This is a genomic window from Hyphomicrobium sp. 01T421 (assembly GCF_056398805.1).
Window position 1 is genome coordinate 474,074 of the sequence record NZ_JBFTQC010000002.1, and the last position, 24,994, is coordinate 499,067.

Below are 24,994 nucleotides of genomic sequence, written 5' to 3' on the forward strand. Positions count from 1 at the left end.
CATCAGGGGGCGTCGAGAGACGTCGCGCCTTCGCGCAAGCTGGTGCTACGATGCTTATTCGCGATACATCGGAGGGCTACGGGGTCGTCTCGCGTCTCTTCCATTGGCTCATGGCGATTGCGATCGTCGCCATGTTTATACTTGGCCTATGGATGGTGCGCCTCGACTACTACAGCCCGTATTACAATTCCGCCCCCGACATCCATCGTAGCGTCGGCATGCTCTTGCTGTTTGCGCTCCTCGTTCGCTGGATCTGGCGAGCGGCGAACGTGAAGCCGTCCGACCGCGAGCTTTCGCCTCTCGAGCAAAGGGCATCCTACGCCGTCCATTGGGGATTTTATGTTCTGCTGTTCGTGCTGATGGCGAGCGGCTACCTGATATCGACCGCAGGCGGGGAGCCGATCAGCGTCTTCGGTTGGTTTTCAGTTCCGTCGATCTTTCAAATGCACGGGCTCGAAAGCCGCGCCGGCTACGTTCACAGAATTCTCAGCTACGCGACGATCGCGCTCGCCGTCGTTCATGCTGCCGCCGCTTTGAAGCATCATTACCTCGACAAAAGCCCGGTCCTGACACGCATGTGGTCGGGTCCGCCGCCAATTGAATCACTCGTCCAAGAAAAGGAAAATCGGCAATGAACTTCAGAATAGCGGCTCTTGCGGCATCGATGACCGTTTCGCTGCTCGCGCTCCCCGCGTCGGCGGCCGACTACGTCATCGACACCAAGAACGCCCACGCGTCGATCACCTTCCGCATTAAGCATCTCGGCTTCAGCTGGCTGACCGGCCGCTTCGATAAGTTCTCCGGCAACTTTACATTCGACGACAAGAACCCCGACGCTTCGAAAGTGAAGGTCGAAATCGACACGACGAGCATCGATACCAATCACGCCGAACGCGACAAGCATCTGCGCGCGGCCGATCTGCTCGATACCGAGATGTTCCCGACGGCGACCTTCGAGAGCACGAGCGTCAAGGCGTCCGGACCCGACAAGGCAAAGATCACCGGCAATCTCACGCTGCACGGCGTGACGAAAGAAATCACGATCGATGCCGAGCGCCTCGGTGGCGGCAAAGATCCCTGGGGCGGCTACCGCGATGGCTTCACGGGAACGACGGAGTTGACGCTCGCTGATTTCGGCATCAACCGCGATCTTGGCCCCGCGTCGAAGACCGTAGAACTCATGCTCGACGTCGAGGGCATCCGCCAGTAACGGCTGCGAGTAACGGCCGACGCGGAATTACAATCTGAAGATTGCGGCGCCGCCAGTTAATCCGGCGCCCGCCGCGGTCATCAACACGGTCTCGCCCGCCGCGTACGGCCGGTCGACCGCTGTGGCCGACAACGTGAACGGGATCGTCGCAGCCGAGCTGTTGCCGAAATTCTCGATCGTCGATCTGAGGTGCTCGGGCGGAACGTCAAGCTGGTGCGCTAAGGTATTCATCATCCGCTCATTGGCCTGATGCGGTATGAGATGATCGACTTGGCCCGTGGACATCCCGGCCTTTGCCAACGCCTTTTCCGCACACTCCGTCATCATATCGACGGCCGCCGCGTAGACGGCTTTGCCGTCGTTCATGACCATCAATACGTCTTGCGGGTCGCGGATTTTGGAAAACGGTTTGCGGCTGCCGCCGCCAGGTATCGTGATCAGATCATAATGCTGGCCCTTGGCCGCGAGATGCGCGCCTTGAATGCCAGCTTCCGCACGCGCGGACGGCGCTAATAAGACTGCGCCTGCAGCGTCCGCGAAGAGCACGCAGCTTGCACGATCCGCTTCGTTGATACGGCGAGAAAGAATGTTGGCTGCGATGACGAGAACCGCTATTCCCTGCGTCCGCACGAAACTGTCGGCCAACGTCAGCGCATAGATGAATCCTGCGCAAGCGCCCGCCATGTCGATCGCACCGGCGTTCGCCAATCCAAGACGATGCGCGACGAGCGGCGACGACGGCGGCAGCAAATGATCCGGCGTCGATGTCGCGAGCAACAGCAACCCGACATCGTCGCGCGAAAGCCCAGCTCGTGCCAGCGCCATGTCGCCGGCCTTCACCGCAATGTCCGAAAGCGCTTCGCCGTCCGCCGCATATCGGCGTTCCTCGATGCCGGTACGTCGCTTGATCCAACCGTCCTCTAGACCAAGGCGCGTCTCGATCTCCCGATTGGATACGATGCGCTCCGGCGCGTAATGGCCATAACTGATGATTTCCACGCCCGTCACGAGAGCACCTCATCGACGGTATCGACGAGACTGCGATAGACGAATTTGAGTTCATCCTTGGTCGTGCAATAGGGCGGCATCACGTAAACGGTCGATCCCAAAGGCCGGAGAAGCACGCCGCGTTCGAGGAGGCGTGCGCGCATTGCGAGAGTAATATCGGCAAGATAGCCTTGTTGAGCGTCGGCAAGCTCGAAGGCCGTGATTGTACCAAGCTGCCGGAGGTTCGAGAAGCGCAGGTCGGCTTCCAAGTCTTTAAGACACAGGGCCTGTTTCTGCGTAAGGGCCAAAATTCGCTCGATAACGGGTTCCGTGCGCCAAACTTCGAGATTGGCAGCCGCCGCAGCGCAGGCGATCGGATTGGCCGTGTAAGAGCTTGAGTGAAAGAATGTCCGCGAACGGTCTTTCGAGAGATGGGCGTCGTATATGGGCGGACTGCACATCGTAACTGCGAGCGGTATGGACCCGCCGGTAATTCCTTTGGCGATGCAGAGGATGTCGGGCGATATTCCCGCCTGCTCGCATGCAAACACGGTTCCCGTTCTGCCGAAGCCGGTCATCACCTCATCTGCAATGAAGAGCACGTCGTGCGCCTTGCAGATCCGGTGCATCTCCTTGAGGGCGTCCGCGTCGTACATCAGCATGCCGCCCGCCCCGAGGATCAGCGGCTCGCAAATGAACGCGGCGACGTCCCCTTTCCGGCAGGCGATTTCGAGTGCATCAAACGTCGGCTGCGCATGATGCGGCTTGGGCAGCGGAATGCGGCCGACTTCAAACAGCAGCGGCTCGTAAGCCGCGTTGAAAACGCCGCGAGCACCCGCCGACATCGTGCCGACGGTGTCGCCATGATAGGCATCTTCCAGCGCGAGAATGCGCGTGCGGGATTGCCCGATATTTTTCCAATATCCGAGCGCCATTTTGAGCGCGACTTCGACGGACGTCGAACCGCTGTCGGAAAAGAACACGTGGCGCAAACCTTGCGGCGTGATCTTCAACAGACCAGCCGCAACGGCTTCCGCAGGCTCGTGCGTAAAGCCGGCGAAGATGACCTGGTCAAGCAACTCGGCTTGCGCGCGAATGGCTTCGATGATCTTCGGATGCCGGTGCCCGTGTGTGATGACCCACCACGAAGAGACGCCGTCGAAAATGCGCTTCCCCTCAGGAGTTTCGAGCCACGCGCCTTCAGCCCGGGCGATGCGAGCCATCGATGGTTCGAGCGCATGCTGCGTGAATGGATGCCAGATCGCGGACGATGTCATGGGCCGACGGCCCCGATATCGAGAACGTCTGCAACCGCGAAATTCTCGGCGAATGCCGCCTGCAAAGTGTCAGCGTTGAGATTGTCGATGCGCGGTAGACGGCCGAGTCGCCTCACGGCCCCGAACGTCACGATCGTGCGCTCGCTATCGGCATTTTCGTCGCCGATGAAAGCAACGCCGAGAATTGGAATGGCGCGGCGCTTCAGGGCTTCGATGGAAAGCAGCGAGTGATTGATCGTTCCGAGCGCGGTCGAAGCGCAGAGAATGACAGGCAATCTCCATTGCGCCAGCAAGTCGATCTGCAACAAGCGCCGCGTCAGCGGCACCATCAGGCCGCCGGCCGTCTCGACCACCAGCGGTGTCGGCAGCCCGAACGGCGAAAGCTTCTTGGAATCGATCTCGATGCCGTCGACCTCGGCGGCATAATGCGGTGAGGCCGGCGTTTTCAGCCGGTATCTCTCCGGGAGAATTCGTGACTCTGCCAAGGTCGTCAGCCGATTGACGGTCTCGGCATCGGTGTCGCCCGCAAGGCCCGCCTGCACGGGCTTCCAATAATATCCATCGAGCGCTTCTGTGAGCGCGGCGGCGAAAACGGTTTTGCCGATATCCGTCCCGGTGCCGGCAACGACGATACGAATGGTCATGCCGCGGTCTCCGCTTCGGCCGCTGCGATTTCGTCGACAAGCCGTGTAATTGCGACGTCATCCACGTTGAGAGTAATCGTGAGCCGCAGCCGGGACGTGCCTTCCGGCACCGTGGGCGGACGGATCGCGCGTATGTCGTAACCGCGGCTCTGCATCGATTTCGCAAGCGCCACCGCCGGTACATCGCCGCCGACGACCAGGGGCAGGATTTGCGAACCGGAAGGAGTAAAGCGCGTCTTCGCCGCGAGTTCTCGTTCCGCATGCGCGACGAGGCTCATGAGACGCTCGCGCCGTTCCGGCTGCGTCTGGCAAATCTCGAGCGCCGCGCGCACCGTCGCTGCGATCAGCGGTGATGGAGCGGTTGCGTAAATGAATGGCCTGCCTCGGTTGACGAGAAAATCGCGAATGACCCGTGGTCCAATTACCAGCGCGCCCATGGCGCCGAGTGCCTTGCCGCACGTATGCAAACTGATGACGTTGTCGTTGCCTTCGAGATCGGCTGCAAGTCCGCGGCCGATCGCGCCGAAGACGCCCGTCGCGTGCGCTTCGTCGATGATGAGCATCGCGTCGTGACGCCGCGCGATGTCGAAGAGATCCCTGATCGGCGCCCGGTCCCCATCCATGCTGTAAAGGCTTTCGATGACGATCCACGGCTGTCCCGTTCCGCCGTCACGCCGCCAAGCCGCGATGCTGTCCTCGAAGGCCTGCGCATCGTTGTGACGAACCGCGACCGAGTTCGCCTTCGACAAGCGCATGCCGTCGTGAGCGCTCGCATGAATGAAATCGTCGTAGACGATCAGGTCGCCCCGTGATGGCAAGGTCGAGAGCAGAGCCGAATTGGCGATGAAGCCGCCGCCAAAGAACAGTGCCGTCTCGCCGCCGAAAAACCGCGCCGCTTCCTGCTCCAACGCCTCGTGTTCTTCGTGATTGCCGCGCAGCAGGCGCGAGCCGCCGGCGCCGACCGGTACGCCGCGAGCAACCGCCCGCTCAACCGCCTGCGCCAGCTCGCGCGATTGCGCGAGCCCGAGATAGTCGTTCGATGTGAAATCGATGCCGTGCGCCGTTTCGAGCGTCCTCAAACGCCCGCGGCGGAGGAGCGCGTCGAGCGCACGCTCATGATTGCCGGGCATCCCGTTGAACCGCAGTGGACGCTAGCTCCGCCTCGTGAGGATCGGCGATTTCGATGTCGAGCGCCGACAGGCCGAGTTTCGCAAAAAGCTTGCTGTCCTTGTCTTCGCCCGGATTGTCCGCCGTCAGCAGCGTATCGCCGACGAAGACGGAATTGGCGCCCGCGAAGAAGCAGAGCGCCTGCATCTCGTCGCTCATTTCTGTGCGTCCCGCCGAGAGACGCACGAACGACTTCGGCATCATGATGCGGGCGACCGCGATCGTGCGGACGAAATCGATCGGGTCGATCCGCTCGGTATCTCCGAGAGGCGTTCCCGGAATGGCGATCAGCATATTGATCGGAACGCTCTCCGGATGCTCTTCGAGGTTGGCGAGCGTCACGAGCATGTCGACGCGATCTTGCCGCTCTTCGCCCATGCCGACGATGCCGCCCGAGCAAACCTTCATGCCCGCATCGCGAACGCGCGCCAGCGTATCGAGCCGGTCGGCGTACGTCCGCGTGGTGATGATCTTGTCGTAGTAGGCTTCGGACGTATCGACGTTGTGATTGTAATAATCGAGACCGGCGTCGCGCAGCTTGAGGATATCGTCGTCCGAAAGCATGCCGAGCGTCATGCACGTTTCCATGCCGAGCGCTTTGACGCCTTCAACCATTGCGACGACGACGTCCATGTCTCGCGCCTTGGGGCTGCGCCATGCGGCGCCCATGCAATAGCGCGTTGCACCGGCGGCCTTGGCCTTCCGGGCCTCCGAGAGGACGCGTTCGACCTCCATCAGCTTCGATGCCTTGAGGCCGGTCTTGTGGTGAGCGGACTGGCTGCAGTAGCCGCAGTCTTCCGCGCAGCCGCCCGTCTTGATCGACAGGAGACGGCTCATCTGAACTTTGTTCGGGTCGAAAGACGTCCGATGCACGCTTTGGGCGCGAAATAGCAAATCCATGAGCGGAAGCTCGTAGAGCGCCAGAGCTTCGGCGCCCGTCCAGTCATGGCGGATTGCCGGGCCTCCGCGGGTACGGGCAGAGGCATCGAGACGGGTAACGGGTGAGGTCATTCAGGTGCGATCTCCGCGGGGGCGGACAACGCCCCGATCCGGAGAAGATGTTTGCACCGCTTCCGCCCCGGCTAGCAACCGCCAAAATGCCTCTCTGAGCCGGACGGGCCCACGGAAAACGGCAATCGGGGAGCTTTCCCTTGAGCTTTAGTTAAGATCCTCGGGAAGTGCGGGGAGGATGCCGAACGGTACGCCTTCGTCGACGAGCTCGCGCGCCTCTTCAAGGGTCGAGCTTCCGCGAATTTGGCGCTCTTCAATTTCGCCGAAATGCATTTTGCGCGCTTCGTCCGCGAAACGCGATCCGACGTCTTCAGAGTTCTCGAAGACGGTCTTCTTTATGGCGCGCAGTGCTTCGAGTGCAGCCTTCGCGTCCCCGGTCTGCATCGCCCCGCTCTGCATCGGGGCGGGACCGGCGGATCGCGACGCGACGGCCGCCTTCGTCACGATTGAGGGCGCCATCGGCTGCTTCGCGATGTCGATCGAGCCGCAAAGCGGACAGGCGATTTCTCCCGCAAGCGATTGGGAGTCGAAATCGGCGCTCGCGCGAAACCAGCTTTCGAATTCATGTCCCGACGAACATTCAAGACGGTACTTGATCACGATCCGTGCACCAGTGACGGCGCCTTCGAGTTGGCGACCACGACATCGAAATCGCGGTCGTGAGTGAGTGACGGCAGCTTCCGCCGCACCTGGTCGACGTAGGCCGCATCTATGTCGGCGAGGACGACCGCGGGATCAACGCCTGCCTCCGCCAGAACCTCGCCCCAAGGCGAGATGATGAGGCTATGGCCGAACGTCTCCCGGCCGTTTTCGTGCCGGCCGCCCTGATCCGCCGCCAGGATATAAGCGCCGGTCTCGATGGCACGCGCCTTGAGCAGCGTGTGCCAATGCGCTTCGCCCGTGGTCCGCGTGAATGCTGCCGGCGCGGTGATGAATTTAGCTCCGGCCTTCGCCAGCGCCCGATGCAGCGCGGGGAATCGCAAATCGTAGCAAATGGTCAGGCCAAGACGGCCCCACGGAAGTTCCGCGATAATTGCGCTCGGACCGGCCTGATAGTTCACGCTTTCGCTGTAGGACTCGCCGCCGCCGAGATCGACATCGAACATGTGGATCTTATCATATCGTGCGGCGATCGCACCATCGGGAGCAATGACGTACGTGCGATTGGCGAGACGCCGCTCGCCGACCTTCACGGCCATCGATCCGATGTGCAACCAGATCTTGCGCTTGCGGGCGGCATCGGTAAATGCCGCGAGCGCGACGTTGCCGTCCTCGGGCTTCGTCTCCGCCATGAGACGTGCCTGATCGAGCTCCATCAAGGTCGTGCATTCCGGCGTCTGAACGTACTCTGCTCCGCGGTCCGCCGCTTCGTTGATGAGCGATACCGCGTCGGCAACGTTGCGTTCGACGCTACGACCGGCTCGCATTTGTACGAGAGCGGCCCGAAATGCTGTTTTGGAACGTGATGACATGATCAGGCTGCGGTCAAAAGCGTATCGAGGCGTCCGCTGCGCTCGAGATCGAAAAGGTCGTCGCAGCCACCCACGTGTACATTCCCGATCCAGATTTGAGGAACTGTTCTTCGGCCGCCCGCGCGCGAGGTAAGGTCAGCACGCAAATCGTTGCGGCCCGACAGGTCGATTTCCTCGAACGCTGCACCTTTGCGCCGCAATAGGTCTTTGGCCATATGGCAGTAGCAGCAGTTGCCAGCAGTGTAGACCGTCACCTTCTGCATTTCTTCGGCGCCTCTCAACACGCCATACGAAAAGTTCGAATCAAAACTAAACCGTTCCCGAGGTCATGCAACCTTGCATCGTTGATTTGCGCCGCTGTGCCGCGGCTTTGCCACGCCCTTTGCAGTCTCAGGAATAACGTTCTGAAACTATCGCAAGTGCGAGCACGTCGACTTTGCGAGCGCCTGCCTGTTTCAAGGCCCGGGCCGCGGCCGATGCCGTTGCACCGCTCGTGATGACATCGTCGACCAAAACTATGGCTTTTCCTGAGATATTCGGCAATTCACGGGCAGGTACGCGGAAAACACCCGCCACATTCCGGCTCCGCTGAGCCCGGGTGAGGCCGATTTGATGTGGCGTCGAACGGATTCTGACGAGCGCGAACGGATTGACGGGCTTGCCGGTTCGCCGCCCGGCCTCCGCCGCCAGAATTTGCGCTTGGTTAAATCGCCGTCCCATCAGCCGCCACCGCGCGAGCGGCACCGGCACCAGAAGGTCGGCTTCGGCAAGCACCTCGCGCCCCGCGTCCGCCATCCACCGCCCGAAAAGCCGCCGGACGTTATGATTGTCGTGAAATTTGAACCCGTGAATGAGCACCTGCAGGAGCCCGCCGAAGCTGGCGACTGCCCGGGCACGATCGTAGTCCGGTGGGTTCGCAATGGCGGCCGCCGAGAGCGTGAGGCCGCCGGTATCGATGGCGAGAGGCAATCCGAGCCTGTCGCACACTGGAGGGCGGACGAAATTGATTTGGCTCCAGCAGGACGGACAGAGGGAATCGTGGTCCATGATCCGGATCCGGCAGCCGAGGCAGACCGGAGGCAGAAACAGATCGAGGGCTGCCCGCCGAAGCCGAGTGAGCCGAAGCCCCCGGAAAGGACGAAGCCGCGAGGGCATGCCTGAGCTGCCGCTCGGGCCATCTCCCGTATCGTCGTTCGCAACCGTGTTACTGTTCGACATTGCACAACACTAGCGCAACGCGCTAACGCCAGCGAGTGCTTCGACGCCGGCCGCCCTTCCAGGGTCCCGGCAATCGGCCCCGATCAGCTACGAGCCGAATCCCACTTACGAGAAAGACAAGCGATGCCCGGCGCACCGCAGATTTTTGACCGCAAATTTATGAGAATGCGCCGCGAGCGTATCGCCAAGGCGACCGGCGGCGCGAACCTTCCCGATTTTCTGCTGGAGCGCGTCGCCGACGATTTCGCCGAACGCCTTTCGCTCGTGCGCCGGGATTTTCCGCTTGCCGTCAGTCTGGGTGCGTATAACGGGCTCGTGGCGGAACGGCTCCGGACGCTTCCGGCGATCGGCACGATCATCGATGTCGAATCGTCTCTCGCGAGCCTCATGCGCGCACGCGGTTTGAAAGTCGGTGCCGACGAGGAAGCACTGCCGTTCGCGGCGGGCAGCCTTGATCTCGTGGTGTCCGGTCTGGCGCTCCATCTTGTCAACGATCTCCCCGGCGCTCTCATCCAGATCAATCGCGCACTGAAGCCCGACGGGCTTTTTCTCGGCGCGCTGCTCGGGGGCGAAACGCTAAAAGAATTGCGCGAGGCCTGGATTCTCGCTGAGGATGAGGTCCTCGGCGGTGCCTCTCCCCGCGTCGCGCCATTCGCCGACGTCCGCGAGCTTGGCGGGCTTCTCCAGCGCGCGGGCTTCGCGCTGCCGGTCGCCGATAGCGACCTCGTCGAGGTAACCTATGCGTCGCCTCTGGCCTTGATGCAGGAGATCAAGGCCATGGCGGCGAGTAATGCCCTGACGGAGCGCCGCCGCACGCCGGTGACGCGCACCCTGTTGTTACGGGCAGCGCAAATCTATCAGGAGCGTTTTGGCCTTCCTGGCGGCCGCGTCCCGGCGACGTTCGAAATCGTCACGCTGACCGGATGGGTGCCCCACAAAAGCCAGCAGAAACCGCTGCGGCCAGGATCGGCCGAAGTCAGTCTCAAAGATGTGCTGAAGCCCCGCTCAAAAGATCTCTGAGCCACGGAATGAGCGGTTCGTCCGCCGGCGGCATCGGATAGCGGTTGAGATCGAGCGCCCGGACCCACTTCACGGTCTGGCCTTCTCGCGGCGCGATCTCTCCCTCCCAGGTGCGGCAGAGGTACAGCGGCATCAGAAGGTGGAAATTCTCGTACGCATGGCTCGCGAAGTTGAACGGCGAGAGACACGTCCGGCAAAGTTCGATATCGAGTTCTTCCTTGATTTCGCGGCATAGCGCGTCCTCAGGCGTTTCCCCCGGCTCCACTTTGCCACCGGGAAATTCCCAAAGGCCAGCCATGGACTTTCCCGCCGGGCGCTGGGCGATCAGCACGCGTTTGTCGTCGTCGATGAGCGCGACGGCCGCAACGAGAAGCAATGGCTTCATGCCTGCCGCCTCAGCAGGTAGACGGTCTCGTCGAGGCGAGTGACGCCGCGTTTCTTGAGGTTGTCGCTATCGGCGAGGCCATCGCGCGTCTCGAGCACGTCGATCTCGAACGTATCTCCGTAAAGACGGTGAACCTCGTCACGCGAAACCGGAAATGGCGGCCCGGAAATCTCACCCTCGGGATAATCGATCGCGATGAGGAAAATGATGGCCCCACGCGGCACGATCCGAGCAAGCGTCTCGGCGTAATAGGCGCGCATTCCAGGTGGCAGCGCGATCAGCGCGGCGCGGTCGTAAACCGCCACGACGTCCTTCAGGACATCGCCGTCGAATTCGAAAAAATCGCCGCAATAAAGCTCGAACGGCCCGGCGGACGAAATCTCGAACGCGCCGGCCGAGGAGCGATTCGGCACCTGGCCGCCTTCGTCGAAAAATTCGCGGACCGCAACGTTCGACAGCTCGACCCCGATGACGCGATGCCCCTGCGTCGCGAGCCAGACCATGTCGCGGCTCTTGCCCGCAAGCGGCACGAAAACGGCGGTCTCTTGGCGCAATCCAAGTTTCGGCCAGAAGCGCAAAAGCTGCGAATGGATTCGCTGCTGATGAAACCCGATCTCGCGGCGCTGCCAGCGCTCGTTCCAGAACGCCTTATCCATTGGCTCTCAGCTTCTCAGCTCCGGTAATCGGCATTGATCGATACGTATCCGTGCGTGAGGTCGCAGGTCCAGACCCGCGCTCCCGACTTGCCAACCCCGACGTCGACGCGAATGACGATCTCGCAGTTCTTCATATAAGCGGCAACGGTCTTCTCGTCATAATCCGCGGCGCGCTCCCCGTCGCGCGCAACGCAGTGGGGACCGAACCAGATTGCAAGCCTGTCGCGGTCGGCAGCTTCGCCGGACTTGCCGACAGCCATCACGACGCGGCCCCAGTTCGGATCTTCTCCGGCAATCGCCGTCTTGAGAATGGGTGAATTGGCGCAGGAGAGCGCGATCGCCCGCGCCGCGTGCCATGATTTGGCGCCGCCGACCTCGAACGTCACGAACTTCGTAAGTCCCTCGCCGTCCTTCGCGACCTGGATCGCGAGATCGCGCATCAAGTCGTAGAGAGCCTCCGAAAACGCCTGGAGCTTCTTCGACTTGGCCTTCGTGATGAGCTTTTGCCCGCGAGCTTCCGCCTTCCCAGTCGCAAACATCAGGCAAGTATCGCTCGTCGACGTGTCGCCATCGACGGTCATGCAGTTGAACGTGGTGGCGGCGTGCTCGGCCAACAGCTCTTGCAGCGCATCGGACGAGATCGCGGCATCCGTGAAGATGAAGCACAGCATCGTTGCCATGTCGGGCGCGATCATCCCCGCGCCCTTGCAGAAGCCGTTGATGGTGACCTCGGTGTCCCCGATCAGCGCGGTCCGCGTCGCGAGCTTCGGAAAGGTATCGGTGGTCATGATCGCCCGCGCCGCTTTTTCGAAAGCGTCGGGCTCGGCCTGCTTGGCGAGGTCACCGAGAAGATGGGCAAACTTTTCCGCATTGAGCGGTTCGCCGATGACGCCGGTCGAAGCGACGAAGACTTCGTGCGGTTTGCAGCCAACGGCCGCAACGGCATGTGCAACCGTGATGTCGACCGCCTCGCTGCCCTTTTTCCCCGTAAAGGCGTTGGCGTTGCCGGAATTCACGACGACCGCCCGCGCCGCACCCTTTTTCAGGTGCTTCCGGCAAGTGAGAACCGGGGCGGACGCGGTCTTCGATTGTGTAAGAACGCCAGCAACCGAAGTCCCTTCGTCGAGCACGGCGAGCAAGAGATCCGTGCGGTTCTTGTAGCGAATACCGGCTTCCGCAGTCGCAAAGGCAACGCCCTCGATGATCGGCAATTTAGCGAGAGCTTTAGGGGCGAACGGCGAAACGCTCGAAGCTTTGCTCATAAGGGATCTCCGGAGAGGGTGCGAGGCTCCCTGAAACAGATCGGGCCGCCATAATCAAGCGGCCCGAGCAAGAACTTTTGACTGGCAGGGAAGCTTAGGGCTTCGCCGCCTCTGCGGGAGCGTCCTTCGGAGCGTCTTTGGGTGGTTCAGCGGCCGCCGGCTTCGACTGGGCCTGGACCGCCGCATTGCGGGCATCCACCGTCTTCTTGATTTCCGGATCGACGATCTCGATCTTCGACTTTCCGCGCAGGCCCACAGCCGTTTGCTGAGCTTTCTGCAGAAGCAGGGACTGGACGATCCGGTCCTTGACGATCTCGAACGCCGGCGGCTGCTTGGTCCGGCGATCCTCGAGTTTCACGAGATGCCAGCCGAACTGCGTCTTCACCGGATCGGAGACTTCGCCCTTCTTCAGCTTGAAGACGATCTCTTCGAACTGCGGCACCATTTGCCCATGACCGAAGTAACCAAGGTTGCCGCCATCGTCCTTCGAACCCGGATCCTTGGAGTTTTCTTTGGCGAGCTGAGCAAAATCGGCGCCCTTGTCGAGCTTTTCTTTCAGCGCCTTAGCCTCATCCTCAGTAGCGACAAGAATATGTCTCGCCGATACTTCCTCTTCTGGCTTCAACAACTTGACTTGATCGTCGTAAATCTTGCGCGCGTCAGCATCGCTAACCGAGGCCTTAATGACCTTGTCGAAATAGAGCTCCCGAAGGGCGCGGCGCTTCAGATAGTTGAGGCGTGTCTCGAAGTCGGCGCCCTCATTCAGCTTCTGGGCTTCGGCCGCTTCCGCAAAAAGCTGATTATCGATGAGAAATTCGAGAAGGGATGTGCGCTTCTGCTCGGGCGGCATTGTGCCCATGTCTGAGCCGATTTCGCTCTCGGCCACCGCAAGATCGCCTTCGGTGATGGGTTTGCCGTCGATCGTGGCGACGACCTTGTCCTCGGCCACCGCCGTGAAAGGTGCGGCCATGCCCGCGAGCGCGAAAGTCATAAGAATAAGGGTGATACGCTTCATCAGCGTTGGCTCCGCGTTGGAGGTTGAGGACCTTAAGTTGCCGTCCCAGGGCTCGTATGGGGCTCGTTTTGGGCACGACGGCAAGACCGCGGCAGGCGGCCAACAAGCGGGTTTCGATAGCGGGCCAAGGCCAGAAAACCAAGTTAATTCTTGGCCACGGGAAGAAAATCTCTTACGTCGGCGTTATAGCGCATAACATTGACAGTCGGGGGGGCGAGTTCTTATGTCTGCGCCTAATCGGGTCGGGCGTTAAAGCCCGTGTCGACCGCGCAATTAGTGGCGCTGTGGGAACGTCGACGCAGGCGTGGCGGGGGAGGCCCTGGCCGCGCATTTTTTGGCTTTACGCTGCCCGGCGATAAGAGACTGAGCCGGCCGTGCCAGGGGGTACGGCCAAGTCGAATTTGTAGGACGGATCTAAAAATATGCTCTCGTTCGGTGATCTCGCTTCGAAGATTTTCGGTTCCTCGAACGAGAGGAGAGTCAAAGGCTTTCGGTCTCGTGTCGCGGCGATCAATGCGCTCGAGCCCGAGCTGCAGGACCTATCCGACGAAGAGCTTCGAGCGCGCACGGAGCAATTCCGTCAGCAGCTGAACGACGGCGCCTCGCTCGATGATCTCCTCGTTCCCGCGTTCGCGACCGTCCGTGAAGCGGCAAAGCGCACGCTTGGCCAGCGCCACTTCGACATGCAGCTCATTGGCGGCATGGTCCTCCATCAGGGCGATATCGCCGAAATGAGAACGGGCGAAGGTAAAACGCTCGTCGCCACGCTCCCCGTGTACCTCAACGCCCTCACCGGCAAAGGCGTCCACGTCGTTACCGTCAACGACTACCTCGCCAAGCGCGACGCCGATTGGATGGGGCAGATCTATCGCTTCCTCGGTCTCACTGTCGGCTGCATCGTACACGACATGAGCGACGAATCCCGCAAGATCGCCTACGCCTGCGACGTGACCTACGGCACGAACAACGAGCTCGGTTTCGATTATCTCCGCGATAATATGAAGATGAACTACACCGAGATGGTGCAGCGGCCGCACATTTACGCAATCGTCGACGAAGTGGACTCGATCCTCATCGACGAAGCACGCACGCCCTTGATCATCTCCGGCCCATTGGAAGACCAGGCCGAACTGTATCAGCAGATCGACGAGATGATGAAGATCGTCGCACCCGAAGACTTCGAACTCGACGAAAAGCAGCGTCAGGTTTCATTCTCGGAAGCCGGCAACGAAAAGATGGAGCGCGCGCTCGAAGCCGCGGGCCTCCTGAAGGGCACGCTTTACGACATCGACAACGTCACGATCGTCCATCACCTGACGCAAGCGCTGAAGGCCCACAAGCTGTTCCAGCGCGATAAGGATTACATCGTCAAAGGCGGGCAGGTCGTCATCATTGACGAGTTCACCGGCCGCATGATGCCTGGCCGCCGTTATTCGGAAGGCCTGCATCAGGCGCTCGAAGCCAAAGAGAAGGTCGAGGTCCAGCCCGAAAACCAGACGCTGGCGTCGATCACGTTCCAGAACTACTTCCGTCTCTACAAGAAGCTCGCCGGCATGACCGGTACGGCAATGACCGAAGCCAGCGAGTTCATGGATATCTACGGGCTCGAGGTCATCGACATCCCGACCAATCTCCCCGTCAGCCGTATCGACGAGGATGACGAGATCTACCGGACACAGCGCGAGAAGCTCGCAGCCATCGTGCAATCGATCGCGGAAGCCAGACATCGCGGACAGCCGATCCTTGTCGGCACCACGTCGATCGAGAAGTCTGAGCAACTTTCAGAGCTTCTGAAGGACCACAAGTATTTCAAGGAACTTGCCAAGCAGCTCGAAGAGCAGGCCGCTGCCATCAAGCCCGGCAAGGAAGAAGAACTGCGCAAGCATCTGACGGATATGGCGGCGATGCTGACCAAGTTCGCGTCCGAAGCCAAGGGCAAGGGCGACCCGGTCCCGCATCAGGTGCTGAACGCACGCTATCACGAGCAGGAAGCGAGCATCGTTGCGCAGGCCGGCCAGTTCGGAGCCGTGACGATCGCCACCAACATGGCGGGCCGCGGTACCGATATTCAGCTGGGCGGCAACGCCGAGTTCCGCCTGCGCGATTGGATCGCCGAAGAAACGGCAAAGGGAACCCCGCCCGACGAGACGGCGATCAGCAGCAAGCGCGCTGAGCTTGTCACAGACGTCGCCGCCAATAAGAAAAAGGCGCTCGAGGCCGGCGGCCTCTACGTGCTCGCGACCGAGCGCCATGAAAGCCGCCGCATCGACAATCAGCTGCGCGGCCGTTCCGGCCGTCAGGGCGACCCAGGCCGTTCCAAGTTCTATCTGGCGCTCGATGACGACCTGATGCGCATCTTCGGATCCGAGCGCATGGACAAGGTGCTCCAGACGCTCGGCCTTAAGGACGGCGAAGCGATCACGCATCCCTGGATGAACAAGTCGCTCGAAACGGCCCAGAAAAAGGTTGAGCAGCGCAACTTCGATATCCGCAAGCAGATCCTGAAGTACGACGACGTCATGAATGACCAGCGCAAGGTCATCTTCGAGCAGCGGCTCGACATCATGGGCCAGGAGGACGTTTCCGAGACGGTCGTCGAGCTTCGCAACGAGCTGATCGACGAATACGTCACGCGCTTCATTCCGCCGGCGGCCTATGCCGAGCAGTGGGACACGAAGGGCCTCTACGAGCAGGTCAACGACGTTCTCGCGCTGGATCTTCCGATCGACGCCTGGGCTGCCGAGGAAGGCATCGCCGACGAAGAGATCAAGGAACGCATCAAGGCCGCCGCGGACGCCAAGGCGGACGAGAAAGCCAAGGAACTCGGACCGGAGCTCTATCACCAGATCGAAAAGATGGTGCTGCTCCAGACGCTGGATCACCTCTGGCGCGAGCACCTTGTGACGCTTGAGCATTTGCGTCAGGTGATCGGCTTCCGCGCCTACGGTCAGCGCGATCCGCTGAACGAATACAAATCCGAAGCGTTCGTCCTCTTCGAGAGCATGCTCGGACGTCTGCGCGAAAACGTGACGGGCCAGCTGATGCACGTCGAACTGGCGCCGCCCGAGGATCAGCCCGCGCTGCAGCCCGTCGATCTGCCGCCGATGGAAGCCCACCACGTCGACGCGACGACGGGCTTCGACGAGTTCGAGCGCGATCCCGAACTGGCGTTGGCCGACGCCGCCATTCAAGGGGCCCGTGCACGCCGCGCTGCGGGACCCGAGCCCGAGAGGCGCGCACCGCTGCAGAGCCGTAAGAACGAGGGCGCGGTCGATCCGAAGGACCCCGCAACCTGGGGCCGCGTTTCGCGCAACGCCCTCTGCCCCTGCGGCTCAGGCAAGAAATACAAGCACTGCCACGGCAAAATGGATTGAACGCATTGAGGCGCCGAAAGGCGCCTCAATCTTATTCCGATATTCGTGTGAAGCGCGCCGGTTGTTAGTGGCCGTTCCCCTTCGACGATCCGGAAGAAGCCGGCTGTTCGTCATGTCCGCCGCCCGCGATCCGGTCGGATAGCGCCAGGAGCACGCTCGAAACGACGAACACCACGTGGATGATGACGAGCCACATCAGCTCTTTCTCGCGCTCTGGCGTAACGGTGGTGAGCGACATGAACTGACGGAGAAGCTGCACGGCCGAGATCGCGACGATCGACGAAAGCATCTTGAGCTTCAGAGCGGCGAAGTCGATCGTTCCCATCCACGCCGGCCGGTCGCCGTCATCCGAATGGTCCATCTTCGAGACGAAATTTTCGTATCCCGAGAAGATGACGATGATCAGCAGCGATCCTGTCAGCGTCAAATCGACGAGCGTCAGCAAGCCGAGGATCACGTCGGACTCTGTTGACGAGAACGCGACGGCGGCGAGGTGAAAAAGCTCCATCAGGAACTTGATCATGAGAATGATCAGCGACAGCGCGAGGCCGAAATAGAATGGCGCGAGCAGCCAGCGCGAGCTGAACAACCAGCCTTCCAGCGTGATCTCTATGCGCTTCGCAATTGTTTTTTCGGCCATCGATGATCCTCAATCCGTGAATTTGTGTGCTCTATCGCAACGTTGGCCACGCAAGGCAAGCGCCCGCCAGTGCGGCGACTAGGCGCTAACGTAGGTAGGATTGCGGGGCAAAATCACAAGCGGCGGCTAAAGTTAGCGCCACAATGTGTCAGCGCGGCAAAGTCAGCGAATAAGCCGCCACGAAAACATCGGCGGGGGTGCTTCGCTTTCGAGGCTCGTCTGAATCTGCGGAATGGGCGGCGTCTTCGACTGAGCCGTTTGAGCAGCAGCCTTGGGCAGAATGGGCGAGGGCGGCGGCACGTTGGCGAGCCACTGATCTTGCTCGCGGATGGACGCGATCGTCGGACCGCATGCGTCGAGCTGACCCGGCAATTCTTTCGCCCGCGCTTCGCGGAAAATATAACGGCCGCTGCACACCCCGACGGCCGGGGGACGCTTCGTACGCTCGAAGACGTCGTAACCGTCCTTGAGATTGTTCCAGAACGGCGACCACGGCGACGCGCTCTGCTGAGCCATGTTCTCATCCGTCATGCGGAACGGCAGAATGTGCACCGGCACGAGCTGCTCTCCCGCGTCGATCGCAGCTATCGTCAGCTGATGAATCTCTTCCGATACCGGGTTCGTCATCGCGAAACAGCCGACGGACGAACATCCGCCGTGAATGAGGATGTCGGACCCGGTCCGCGCCTGTGACTGGTCGAGGATGTTGGGAAAGCCGATATCGAGCGACACCGGCCATCGACCCACATGCCGCGCCTGCGCGCGCGTCACCGTGTAATAGCCTTCGGGCGCCTGCCGGTCGCCGTCGCGAAGTTTCGGCCCGAGTGTGCCCGACCAGTGGCAGATGGGATAGGTCGCGAACAGGATGAAGGCGTCATCCTTCTGCTTCCAGACTTCGAGCTCGGATTCAGCTTTGAAGATGCGGATGAGGATGGGTGACGACAGCGTCACGCCCTTTTCCTTTAAGCGCTGCTGCAGCACGCCGACGTCGGGAGTTCCGGGCAGCGGCAGCGCACCGGTAGCTGCCGCACGCTGGCGTTCGACGCGATCGGCGGCAACGTCCTTGAGTTCGATCGTCAGCGCATTGGCGTCATCAATCGAGACATGACTGATCGCGACGAGACCGAGGATCATCGCCGCGACGAGCTTCAGACGCGTTGAACCGTACGACACCATGGACTTGCGACCGAGTACCTTGCCCTCTCGCGAACGGAACATTAACGCCCCGAGCACGCAATTCGAAGTGACTTTTCGCCAACACCGGCGAGATAAGCGACGCTGTGAACGGTTAACTTTTGGCGTCTTCGCCGACGCACGTGTCGTCGATCGTAGAGGCGTCGGGGGAGCCCTTTTCTCCCGGCGCGAACCGGTACTTACCCGCGCAGACATTCACTTTCGGAGGCAGCATGCTTGATTCGAACAGGTCATTGCCAGCATTCAGGTTTTTCCAGAAGTCGAGAGCGGGGCTCTGGGCATGGCCGTTCATCCGTTCCTCCGACATCCGGAACGGATAGACCTGAACTTGAAAGCGCTTTTGGCCGCCAGAAAGCGCCGCGGTGACGAGCTTCCAGATTTCCTGCATCTGCGCGTCCGTCATCGCGAAGCAGCCGATGGACGCGCAGCCGCCGTGAACCATGATCAGCGAACCGGTGCGCCCATGCGCCCGGTCGAACGCGTTCGGGTAGCCGAGATTGAACGAACGATACCAGCGGCTGTTGGGATTGAGGGCCGAGGAATCGACCGTGTAGAAGCCTTCCGGCGCTTGGCTGTCGCCCTCTTGCAGCTTCGGCCCGAGATCCCCCGACCAGCGGCAGATCGGATACGTCGCGAAACGGCGGAACACGCCGTCACGTTGCATCCAGAGTTCAAGCTCGAATTCGCTCTTGAAGATCCTGATCAGCACAGGCGCACCCTCGGCGACGCCGGCACTGCGAAGCCGCTCGGAATAATTCGCGAGATCCGGCTCCCTTGGCATAGGCAGACCGAAATCCCAGAGAAGCCGCCGTAGTTTTCGCTCGTACTTGATCAGAACAACGTCGCCGCCCGGCAGTTTCGGCAACAATACAGGTACAGAAACAAACGCGACCGCAGCGAGCGCTAAAAGCACGGCGCCAAAGCCGAGCGTTTTGCCCACCCGGCGTCGCCGTGGCTGTCGCGATTTGGACGGGGTCGCGCTTTTGTTTGTCATTGAATTGCCCGCAACGCCGAAAGATCAGTTCGCCGCGTTCGCAAGGGACGATTGCGAACTCTGCTGCTGCTTTGCAGTCTTGATCTCGGCGAGCGATGGTTCGTTATCGGGATTGGCAATTCCCTTGAGCTTGTTGCCGCTCGCTACATCCGTTTGAGCAGGCTCGGGCAGCGGCGTAAAGGCCGTGACGAACGGTCGATCGAACGCCGGGCAACGTCCAGCAGGGTCGGGGCGGCTGCGTGCAACGGCGTCGACGACGTACCGGCGTTCGCAGACGGTGATGCTCGGCGGAATGCGGTACTTTTCGAAGTAGTCGTATCCCTGCTTCATCGTTTTCCAGAAGCCGTACCACTTGTTGGACTTCTCTCGGGCCATCCGCGCGTCTGTCATGCGGAAGGGATAGGCGTGAAGCTGGAAGCTCGGCTGGCCTGCCTTCAACGATTCGCGGGTAAGCCCGTAGATCTCTTCCATCAGGGCGTCTGTCATGGCGTAGCAGCCCGCCGAGCGGCAGTTGCCGTGCACCATCACGGAATCGCCCGTGCGGCCCCAAGACCGGTCAAAGGCGTTGGGATATCCGAGATTGAACGACAGATAGAATTTCGAGTTCGGGTTCATCAGGACGGGCGTGATGGAATAGAAGCCCTCAGGGGCTTGCCGGTCGCCGGTGCTTTGCTTCGGCCCGATCTCGCCTGACCAATTACAGATCGGGTAGGTCCTGAAATGATAGAAGCGGCCATCGTCGCGCTGCTTCCAGACTTCAAGCTCGGATTCTTCCTTGAAGATCCGAACGAAAACCGGGGACCCGGGCTGCATGCCCTTCTTGGCGAGGAGCGACAGCGCCTCGTTCGACAACGGCACTTCGGATGGCGGAGGAATAGTGGGCGCACTCGAGCACGCCGCGAGCGTCGCGACGGCGAGTGCAGTCATGAGCAGCACAACGGCTCTCATCGTTGAGCCAGTGTTGGTTCCCACCAATACGCCCTTCCCGTCCCGAACAAATTCCCCGTGCCGCGGGCTGGCGGACTGTTAGCACAATGAACTCAAACGATTACTGAAATCGGAGAAGATCCGAGTCAACTCAAGTATCGTGTCCAAATGCGGCGTCACGGTGGGCGGGTCAGCCCCGCCGGACGGAATGTCGGACAGGAGTTTCGTGCGAACCTAGCGCCCTATCGACAAAAACCGCTCGTGACGCTGAGCCCGAATATCTTCGGCCGATTTGCCGTCGAACTCCGAAAGCATGCGGGCAATCGCGTTACCGGTCGCGATAATTACTGATTCGCGGTCGCGATGCGCGCCGCCTGTCGGTTCCTTCACGATCGCGTCGATGACCCCGAGCTGATCGAGGTCCTGCGCCGTGATCTTCATGTTGGTCGCGGCTTCTTCTTTCTTGTTGCTGTCGCGCCAGATGATCGATGCGGCGCCTTCGGGCGATATGACCGAATAAATGGCGTGCTCGAGCATAAGAATCCGATTGGCCGTCGCGATGGCGATCGCACCGCCCGAACCGCCTTCGCCAACGATCACGGTGACGATCGGAACGCCGAGCCGCAGGCAGCATTCCGTCGACCGCGCGATGGCTTCGGCTTGTCCGCGTTCCTCCGCCCCGATCCCGGGATAGGCGCCGGGCGTATCGACGAACGTGATGATCGGCAGATTGAAGCGTTCCGCGAGTTCCATCAGCCGCACGGCCTTGCGGTAGCCTTCTGGGCGCGCCATGCCGAAATTGTGTTTGATGCGCTGCTCGGTGTCGGCGCCCTTCTCGTGCCCGAGAACGACGACCGACCGGTTCCGGAACTTGCCTATGCCGCCGACGATGGCTTCATCTTCGGCGAAATACCGGTCGCCCGCGAGCGGCGTGAATTCCTCGATGAGGCCGCCGATGAAGTCGAGCGCGTGCGGCCGCTCGGGATGCCGCGCAACCAGCGTCTTCTGCCAGGGCGTCAGCTTGGCATACGTATCGGCCAGAGCGGCCTTCGCCTTCTGCTCGAGCTTGGTGATCTCGTCGGCGATGTGCGGACCCTTGCCTTCGGTCTGCATGGCCTTGAGCTCGGCAACTTTGTTCTCAAGCTCGAGGATCGGCTTTTCGAAGTCGAGGTAGGTACGCAATGCGGTCGTAGCGTTCACGGAACTTGGCTTTCTGCTGTGCAACTGAAGCGTGCGGCAAGCGCCTTTTTCACGCGCGACATTCGCCACGGCTGGCCGCGGGTGTCAAGTCGTCAAGCCCTGCGGCACCCAGTTCTGGCACGCCGGGGCTCTGAGATTATTTAACTTTCGCCCTCCGAAAGCCGCCTTACCGTTGGCGCGACCGCGAACATGAGCGCCGCGGCAACGGCAACCAGCCCGGCTTGCGCCAGGAACGAGAGCGCAAGTGCATCTGGATCGCTGGCGGTGAAGGCGCCTCCGATGTCGCCGGCGAGCTTGTTTCCGAACGCGGCCGCGAGGAACCAAATTCCAAGCACCTGGCCCGACATTCGGGGCGGCGCGATGCGGGTCATCGTCGAAAGTCCAACTGGGCTCAGCATCAGCTCGCCGATGGTGAACAGAAAGTAGAGCCCGAGCAGCCAAAGCGGCGAGACACGACCGTCGGCCGCGTAGGTGGCGGCTGGAACCATCAGGAGAAACGCCCCAGCGAGGAAGGTGAGGCCGAGGCCGAATTTGACGGGCGAAGACGGCTGCAGCTTGCCGAGCTTTATCCAAAGCGCCGCGACGATCGGCGCCAGCAGTATGACGAAGATGGGATTGGCCGATTGGAACCACGACGACGGGAAAGAGAACCCCAAGACTTCGTTGCGCGTCAGCGCGTCAGCGAAAAGCGACAGCGTGGTGCCGGCTTGTTCGAAGACCGCCCAGAAAATCATGGCCGCGATGAAGAAGACGCCGACGGCCGCCATGCGGCGAGCGTCCGGGTCGTTCTGGCGCGTAGTGCCATAAGCGATGCCGAGCAGCGGCAGCACGACGAAGAGCCAGCGCAGCCAGTGGAAGCCCTCGACGTCGGAGGCCAGTGCAATCGCAAGGAGAGCCAGCGAGCCGACGCCGACAAGAATGCCCTGACGGACCACCGACGACCTCGATTCGGGGGTCGCGACATCGGGATCTTTGAGCTGGTTCCTGTTCAGATAAAAGAGCACCATCGCTATCGTCATGCCGATGCCGGCCGCGCCGAAGCCCCAGTGCCAGCTCATTCTGGGATCGAAACCGGCAGCAGTGAGCCAACCCTTGAACATGCTGCTCTGCGCGAGAAAACCCGTCACCAGCGGCGCCAAAAACGCTCCGATGTTAATGCCCATGTAAAAGAGCGAGAAACCGGCGTCGCGCCGCGTGTCGTCTTTTGAATAAAGACCGCCGACAAGGGCTGAGATGTTCGGCTTGAAAAGGCCCGTGCCGATCGCGATCAGCGCCAGACCCAGATAGAACGTCGAAGGCGAGGGCCACGCCAGGGCGTAGTGCCCGCAGGCGATCGTCGCCCCTCCGAAGAGCACGCTCCGTTTAGCACCGAGAAGCCGGTCCGCGATGAAGCCACCGGGAAGGGCCAGGAGATAGACCGCCATCGCGTAGGTGCCGTAGATGCTGCCGGCGTTGGGTGTCGCGAAGCCGAGCCCGCCCTCGGTGACGGGAGCCACCATGAACAGAACCAAGAGCGCCCGCATTCCGTAATACGAAAAGCGCTCCCAAAGCTCGGTGAAGTAGAGTGCCGAAAGCCCGCGCGGATGCGATGACAGGCCGAGCCCGAGGCCGAACCAAGAGCCGCGCGGCTCCGAAACGATCGAAGCTGCGACCCCGTTTGCAGAAATCTGTTCGCCCTTGCGCGAAGGCATCAGGCGCCTTTGTCGCCGGTCATGACTTTGCCCATCCACTCATCGATGGTTGTTGTTCCGAGTTCTTCCACTTTGGTCCGCTCATACGGACGCAGCACATCTTGCATCGCGTCGATGCGCTTCCACTCGCAAAATGGCGTTTCGGTTTCGACGCCCGGCGCATAACGCGAAGCTTCGACCTTCGCGTGACGGTGGACATATCGCGGACAATTCATCCAGACTTCGTGAATACTCACCTTCACCACCATTTCGGCCTCTTTGAAGCCGTCGAGCTCGGGCCCGCTCACGATGAGTTCGGCACGCCCTTGCGCGCGCAGGCGAAACGGCTTCTCGAAGTCGATGAACAGCATGCCGATCTCCGGGTTGCCCGAGATATTGCCCATCGACAGGTACATTCCGTTGCCGTCGTAGCTCGGAAAAAGCAGCGCGTTCGCATCGAGCACCTTGATGAAGCCGGGAGTGCCGCCTTTGTAAGAGACTGTCGGACGGCCACGATCGTCGATCGTCGTCAGAAAGAACATGTCGCGGCTTTCGATGAAAGCCTTCGCAGTCTCGTCGATCTCCGGCTTGAGGGCAACCGCCTCGACCCGGTCTGCCATCGCTCGCGTATCGAAAGCCATTTGCATGGCGCGATGAACGTCTCCGTAAAGGCGGCTCATTGGCGTCTCCCCTTGAGTTGGACGCGCCGCCATCCCAAAGGATCGCCGGCGTCGGTCTAGTTCGTTTTTTTGGCGAGCGGGTGATGGGCGTTGACGAGTGCCTTCAACCGCTCCTGCAGCACATGCGTATAAATCTCTGTCGTCGAAATGTCAGCATGGCCAAGAAGCTGTTGCACGGCTCTCAAGTCCGCGCCGCGATCGAGTAGATGACTTGCGAACGCATGGCGGAGCACGTGAGGCGACACGCGTTCCGGCGCAATTCCCGCCGCTTCGGCGACGCTTTTGAGATCCTGCGCGAAACCTTGCCGCGTCACGTGGCCAAGCGCCGATTTCGACGGAAAAAGCCATTCTGAAGTGTCGAGCCGCGCCGAAACGCCGAGAAACGCATCGAGCGCCGAACGCGCTGTCGCGTTGAGCGGAACGAGCCGCTCGCGGCCGCCTTTGCCCTTGATGGTGAAAACGCGCTGATCGCCTCTGAGAACGTTGCGCGGCAGCCCAACGAGTTCGGAAACGCGCATCCCTGTCGCGTAGAGAACTTCGAGGAGACAGTGAAACCGCAACGCGCGAAAGAGCGCTCGGCCGTCTTGACCCTCGCACTGCTGCTGGGAAACGGTCAGCAACCGGTCGACCTCGGCGATGCTCAGAACTTTCGGTAGAGCGCGCTGCTTCTTCGGCCCCTGGAGGCCGGACGTCGGATCGAGAGCGATCATGTCTTCGGCCAGCAGAAAACGATAGTACTGCTTGATTGCCGAGAGCCGCCGCGCGCGCGACGTCGCCGCTTGCCCCTCGCTTGCGAGAAATCCGAGATAGGCTTGTACATCGGTTGATTTGGCGTCCGCCGGCGCGATCCCTCTCTCCGACAAAAAGCCGAGAAAATTTTCGAGGTCCGCCGTGTAGGCTTCGATGGTATTTTCCGAGGCGCCGCGCTCGGCCGAAAGCATCGCAAGAAAGTCCGCGAGGTGGCCATCGCGTTCCGCGACACGCGTCATCG

The 24,994-nt window shown here is 61.2% G+C and carries 25 protein-coding genes and 1 pseudogene; 5 read left to right on the forward strand and 21 right to left on the reverse strand.

Annotation, left to right across the window (positions count from 1 at the left end):
- The first annotated feature begins 50 nt into the window (after window positions 1-50).
- Both AC1DK3_RS16550 and AC1DK3_RS16555 read left to right on the forward strand, forming a co-directional pair.
- On the forward strand, window positions 51-635 hold the full coding sequence (locus AC1DK3_RS16550; RefSeq protein WP_477193345.1) for a cytochrome b: 585 nt from the start codon (window positions 51-53) through the stop codon (window positions 633-635).
- Window positions 632-1,210, forward strand: a complete 579-nt coding sequence (locus AC1DK3_RS16555) for a YceI family protein (protein WP_477193346.1) — start codon at window positions 632-634, stop codon at window positions 1,208-1,210. Before AC1DK3_RS16550 ends, AC1DK3_RS16555 begins: the two co-directional genes overlap by 4 nt.
- A 27-nt stretch (window positions 1,211-1,237) precedes the next feature.
- On the opposite strand, the gene AC1DK3_RS16560 is transcribed toward AC1DK3_RS16555, so the two are convergent.
- The 9 genes from AC1DK3_RS16560 to AC1DK3_RS16600 all read right to left on the reverse strand — a co-directional run bounded on the left by AC1DK3_RS16560 (window position 1,238) and on the right by AC1DK3_RS16600 (window position 8,986).
- Window positions 1,238-2,218, reverse strand: a complete 981-nt coding sequence (locus AC1DK3_RS16560) for a beta-ketoacyl-ACP synthase III (protein WP_477193347.1) — start codon at window positions 2,216-2,218, stop codon at window positions 1,238-1,240.
- Window positions 2,215-3,474, reverse strand: a complete 1,260-nt coding sequence (locus AC1DK3_RS16565) for an adenosylmethionine--8-amino-7-oxononanoate transaminase (RefSeq protein ID WP_477193348.1) — start codon at window positions 3,472-3,474, stop codon at window positions 2,215-2,217. Before AC1DK3_RS16565 ends, AC1DK3_RS16560 begins: the two co-directional genes overlap by 4 nt.
- Window positions 3,471-4,118, reverse strand: a complete 648-nt coding sequence (gene bioD, locus AC1DK3_RS16570) for a dethiobiotin synthase (protein WP_477193349.1) — start codon at window positions 4,116-4,118, stop codon at window positions 3,471-3,473. The genes AC1DK3_RS16565 and bioD overlap by 4 nt, the downstream gene beginning before the upstream one ends.
- Complete coding sequence (locus AC1DK3_RS16575; protein ID WP_477193350.1) at window positions 4,115-5,248, reverse strand: 8-amino-7-oxononanoate synthase; 1,134 nt, start codon at window positions 5,246-5,248, stop codon at window positions 4,115-4,117. The genes bioD and AC1DK3_RS16575 overlap by 4 nt, the downstream gene beginning before the upstream one ends.
- The gene (gene bioB, locus AC1DK3_RS16580; protein ID WP_477193351.1) at window positions 5,232-6,296 is read right to left on the reverse strand and encodes a biotin synthase BioB; all 1,065 of its coding nucleotides are present in this window, start codon (window positions 6,294-6,296) and stop codon (window positions 5,232-5,234) included. Before bioB ends, AC1DK3_RS16575 begins: the two co-directional genes overlap by 17 nt.
- 147 nt (window positions 6,297-6,443) lie before the next feature.
- On the reverse strand, window positions 6,444-6,896 hold the full coding sequence (locus AC1DK3_RS16585; RefSeq protein WP_477193352.1) for a DUF1178 family protein: 453 nt from the start codon (window positions 6,894-6,896) through the stop codon (window positions 6,444-6,446).
- Entirely contained in the window at window positions 6,893-7,768 is an 876-nt protein-coding gene (locus AC1DK3_RS16590) for a carbon-nitrogen hydrolase family protein (protein ID WP_477193353.1), read from the reverse strand. Before AC1DK3_RS16590 ends, AC1DK3_RS16585 begins: the two co-directional genes overlap by 4 nt.
- A 2-nt stretch (window positions 7,769-7,770) precedes the next feature.
- Window positions 7,771-8,031 carry a glutaredoxin 3 gene (gene grxC, locus AC1DK3_RS16595; protein WP_477193354.1) on the reverse strand — a complete coding sequence of 87 codons (261 nt, stop codon included), beginning with the start codon at window positions 8,029-8,031 and terminating at the stop codon, window positions 7,771-7,773.
- Window positions 8,032-8,158: 127 nt separating this feature from the next.
- Window positions 8,159-8,986, reverse strand: coding sequence for a ComF family protein (locus tag AC1DK3_RS16600; protein ID WP_477193355.1), 828 nt, complete (start codon window positions 8,984-8,986; stop codon window positions 8,159-8,161).
- Between the two features lie 123 nt (window positions 8,987-9,109).
- Here AC1DK3_RS16600 and AC1DK3_RS16605 point away from each other — a divergent pair, with 123 nt between their 5' ends.
- Window positions 9,110-10,006, forward strand: a complete 897-nt coding sequence (locus AC1DK3_RS16605) for a methyltransferase domain-containing protein (RefSeq protein WP_477193356.1) — start codon at window positions 9,110-9,112, stop codon at window positions 10,004-10,006.
- Here the strand turns inward: AC1DK3_RS16605 and mutT are convergent.
- From mutT to AC1DK3_RS16625, 4 genes are all read right to left on the reverse strand, one after another.
- A complete protein-coding gene (gene mutT, locus AC1DK3_RS16610) occupies window positions 9,969-10,391 on the reverse strand; it encodes an 8-oxo-dGTP diphosphatase MutT (protein ID WP_477193357.1) in 423 nt (140 codons plus the stop codon). The genes AC1DK3_RS16605 and mutT overlap by 38 nt on opposite strands.
- Window positions 10,388-11,047: a thiopurine S-methyltransferase gene (locus AC1DK3_RS16615; RefSeq protein WP_477193358.1), complete on the reverse strand. Its 660-nt coding sequence runs from the start codon at window positions 11,045-11,047 to the stop codon at window positions 10,388-10,390. The genes mutT and AC1DK3_RS16615 overlap by 4 nt, the downstream gene beginning before the upstream one ends.
- Before the next feature lie 14 nt (window positions 11,048-11,061).
- Entirely contained in the window at window positions 11,062-12,309 is a 1,248-nt protein-coding gene (gene argJ / locus AC1DK3_RS16620; RefSeq protein WP_477193359.1) for a bifunctional glutamate N-acetyltransferase/amino-acid acetyltransferase ArgJ, read from the reverse strand.
- Between the two features lie 94 nt (window positions 12,310-12,403).
- Window positions 12,404-13,324 (reverse strand): peptidylprolyl isomerase, encoded by a 921-nt coding sequence (locus AC1DK3_RS16625; RefSeq protein WP_477193360.1) that lies wholly within the window; start codon window positions 13,322-13,324, stop codon window positions 12,404-12,406.
- A gap of 422 nt (window positions 13,325-13,746) precedes the next feature.
- Between AC1DK3_RS16625 and secA the strand changes: the two are divergent.
- Window positions 13,747-16,501, forward strand: a pseudogene (gene secA, locus AC1DK3_RS16630) (preprotein translocase subunit SecA); the annotation flags it as partial.
- Window positions 16,495-16,698, forward strand: coding sequence for an SEC-C metal-binding domain-containing protein (locus AC1DK3_RS16635; protein ID WP_477193430.1), 204 nt, complete (start codon window positions 16,495-16,497; stop codon window positions 16,696-16,698). The pseudogene secA and the gene AC1DK3_RS16635, both read left to right, overlap by 7 nt.
- 64 nt (window positions 16,699-16,762) lie before the next feature.
- On the opposite strand, the gene AC1DK3_RS16640 is transcribed toward AC1DK3_RS16635, so the two are convergent.
- From AC1DK3_RS16640 to AC1DK3_RS16675, 8 genes are all read right to left on the reverse strand, one after another.
- Window positions 16,763-17,338 carry a TIGR00645 family protein gene (locus tag AC1DK3_RS16640; RefSeq protein ID WP_477193361.1) on the reverse strand — a complete coding sequence of 192 codons (576 nt, stop codon included), beginning with the start codon at window positions 17,336-17,338 and terminating at the stop codon, window positions 16,763-16,765.
- A 162-nt stretch (window positions 17,339-17,500) separates the two neighbouring features.
- Window positions 17,501-18,556 carry a L,D-transpeptidase family protein gene (locus AC1DK3_RS16645; RefSeq protein ID WP_477193362.1) on the reverse strand — a complete coding sequence of 352 codons (1,056 nt, stop codon included), beginning with the start codon at window positions 18,554-18,556 and terminating at the stop codon, window positions 17,501-17,503.
- 70 nt (window positions 18,557-18,626) lie between these two features.
- A complete protein-coding gene (locus AC1DK3_RS16650) occupies window positions 18,627-19,472 on the reverse strand; it encodes a L,D-transpeptidase family protein (RefSeq protein WP_477193363.1) in 846 nt (281 codons plus the stop codon).
- A gap of 78 nt (window positions 19,473-19,550) precedes the next feature.
- Window positions 19,551-20,453, reverse strand: a complete 903-nt coding sequence (locus AC1DK3_RS16655) for a L,D-transpeptidase family protein (RefSeq protein ID WP_477193431.1) — start codon at window positions 20,451-20,453, stop codon at window positions 19,551-19,553.
- 234 nt (window positions 20,454-20,687) lie between these two features.
- Complete coding sequence (locus AC1DK3_RS16660; protein WP_092869137.1) at window positions 20,688-21,635, reverse strand: acetyl-CoA carboxylase carboxyltransferase subunit alpha; 948 nt, start codon at window positions 21,633-21,635, stop codon at window positions 20,688-20,690.
- Between the two features lie 158 nt (window positions 21,636-21,793).
- Window positions 21,794-23,344 carry a peptide MFS transporter gene (locus AC1DK3_RS16665; RefSeq protein ID WP_477193364.1) on the reverse strand — a complete coding sequence of 517 codons (1,551 nt, stop codon included), beginning with the start codon at window positions 23,342-23,344 and terminating at the stop codon, window positions 21,794-21,796.
- The gene (locus AC1DK3_RS16670) at window positions 23,344-24,003 is read right to left on the reverse strand and encodes a pyridoxamine 5'-phosphate oxidase family protein (RefSeq protein WP_477193365.1); all 660 of its coding nucleotides are present in this window, start codon (window positions 24,001-24,003) and stop codon (window positions 23,344-23,346) included. Before AC1DK3_RS16670 ends, AC1DK3_RS16665 begins: the two co-directional genes overlap by 1 nt.
- A 56-nt stretch (window positions 24,004-24,059) precedes the next feature.
- Window positions 24,060-24,992 (reverse strand): site-specific tyrosine recombinase XerD, encoded by a 933-nt coding sequence (locus AC1DK3_RS16675; protein ID WP_477193366.1) that lies wholly within the window; start codon window positions 24,990-24,992, stop codon window positions 24,060-24,062.
- Window positions 24,993-24,994: the final 2 nt, after the last annotated feature.

Excerpts from the sequence above, each read along its gene's own strand:
- AC1DK3_RS16550 (WP_477193345.1), top strand. The coding sequence starts at position 51 with ATGCTTATTCGCGATACATCGGAGGGCTACGGGGTCGTCTCGCGTCTC.
- AC1DK3_RS16555 (WP_477193346.1), top strand. The coding sequence starts at position 632 with ATGAACTTCAGAATAGCGGCTCTTGCGGCATCGATGACCGTTTCGCTG.
- AC1DK3_RS16565 (WP_477193348.1), bottom strand. The coding sequence starts at position 3,474 with ATGACATCGTCCGCGATCTGGCATCCATTCACGCAGCATGCGCTCGAA.
- bioD (WP_477193349.1), bottom strand. The coding sequence starts at position 4,118 with ATGACCATTCGTATCGTCGTTGCCGGCACCGGGACGGATATCGGCAAA.
- AC1DK3_RS16575 (WP_477193350.1), bottom strand. The coding sequence starts at position 5,248 with ATGCCCGGCAATCATGAGCGTGCGCTCGACGCGCTCCTCCGCCGCGGG.
- bioB (WP_477193351.1), bottom strand. The coding sequence starts at position 6,296 with ATGACCTCACCCGTTACCCGTCTCGATGCCTCTGCCCGTACCCGCGGA.
- AC1DK3_RS16590 (WP_477193353.1), bottom strand. The coding sequence starts at position 7,768 with ATGTCATCACGTTCCAAAACAGCATTTCGGGCCGCTCTCGTACAAATG.
- grxC (WP_477193354.1), bottom strand. The coding sequence starts at position 8,031 with ATGCAGAAGGTGACGGTCTACACTGCTGGCAACTGCTGCTACTGCCAT.
- AC1DK3_RS16600 (WP_477193355.1), bottom strand. The coding sequence starts at position 8,986 with ATGTCGAACAGTAACACGGTTGCGAACGACGATACGGGAGATGGCCCG.
- AC1DK3_RS16605 (WP_477193356.1), top strand. The coding sequence starts at position 9,110 with ATGCCCGGCGCACCGCAGATTTTTGACCGCAAATTTATGAGAATGCGC.
- mutT (WP_477193357.1), bottom strand. The coding sequence starts at position 10,391 with ATGAAGCCATTGCTTCTCGTTGCGGCCGTCGCGCTCATCGACGACGAC.
- AC1DK3_RS16615 (WP_477193358.1), bottom strand. The coding sequence starts at position 11,047 with ATGGATAAGGCGTTCTGGAACGAGCGCTGGCAGCGCCGCGAGATCGGG.
- argJ (WP_477193359.1), bottom strand. The coding sequence starts at position 12,309 with ATGAGCAAAGCTTCGAGCGTTTCGCCGTTCGCCCCTAAAGCTCTCGCT.
- AC1DK3_RS16625 (WP_477193360.1), bottom strand. The coding sequence starts at position 13,324 with ATGAAGCGTATCACCCTTATTCTTATGACTTTCGCGCTCGCGGGCATG.
- AC1DK3_RS16640 (WP_477193361.1), bottom strand. The coding sequence starts at position 17,338 with ATGGCCGAAAAAACAATTGCGAAGCGCATAGAGATCACGCTGGAAGGC.
- AC1DK3_RS16645 (WP_477193362.1), bottom strand. The coding sequence starts at position 18,556 with ATGTTCCGTTCGCGAGAGGGCAAGGTACTCGGTCGCAAGTCCATGGTG.
- AC1DK3_RS16655 (WP_477193431.1), bottom strand. The coding sequence starts at position 20,453 with ATGACTGCACTCGCCGTCGCGACGCTCGCGGCGTGCTCGAGTGCGCCC.
- AC1DK3_RS16665 (WP_477193364.1), bottom strand. The coding sequence starts at position 23,344 with ATGCCTTCGCGCAAGGGCGAACAGATTTCTGCAAACGGGGTCGCAGCT.
- AC1DK3_RS16670 (WP_477193365.1), bottom strand. The coding sequence starts at position 24,003 with ATGAGCCGCCTTTACGGAGACGTTCATCGCGCCATGCAAATGGCTTTC.
- AC1DK3_RS16675 (WP_477193366.1), bottom strand. The coding sequence starts at position 24,992 with ATGACGCGTGTCGCGGAACGCGATGGCCACCTCGCGGACTTTCTTGCG.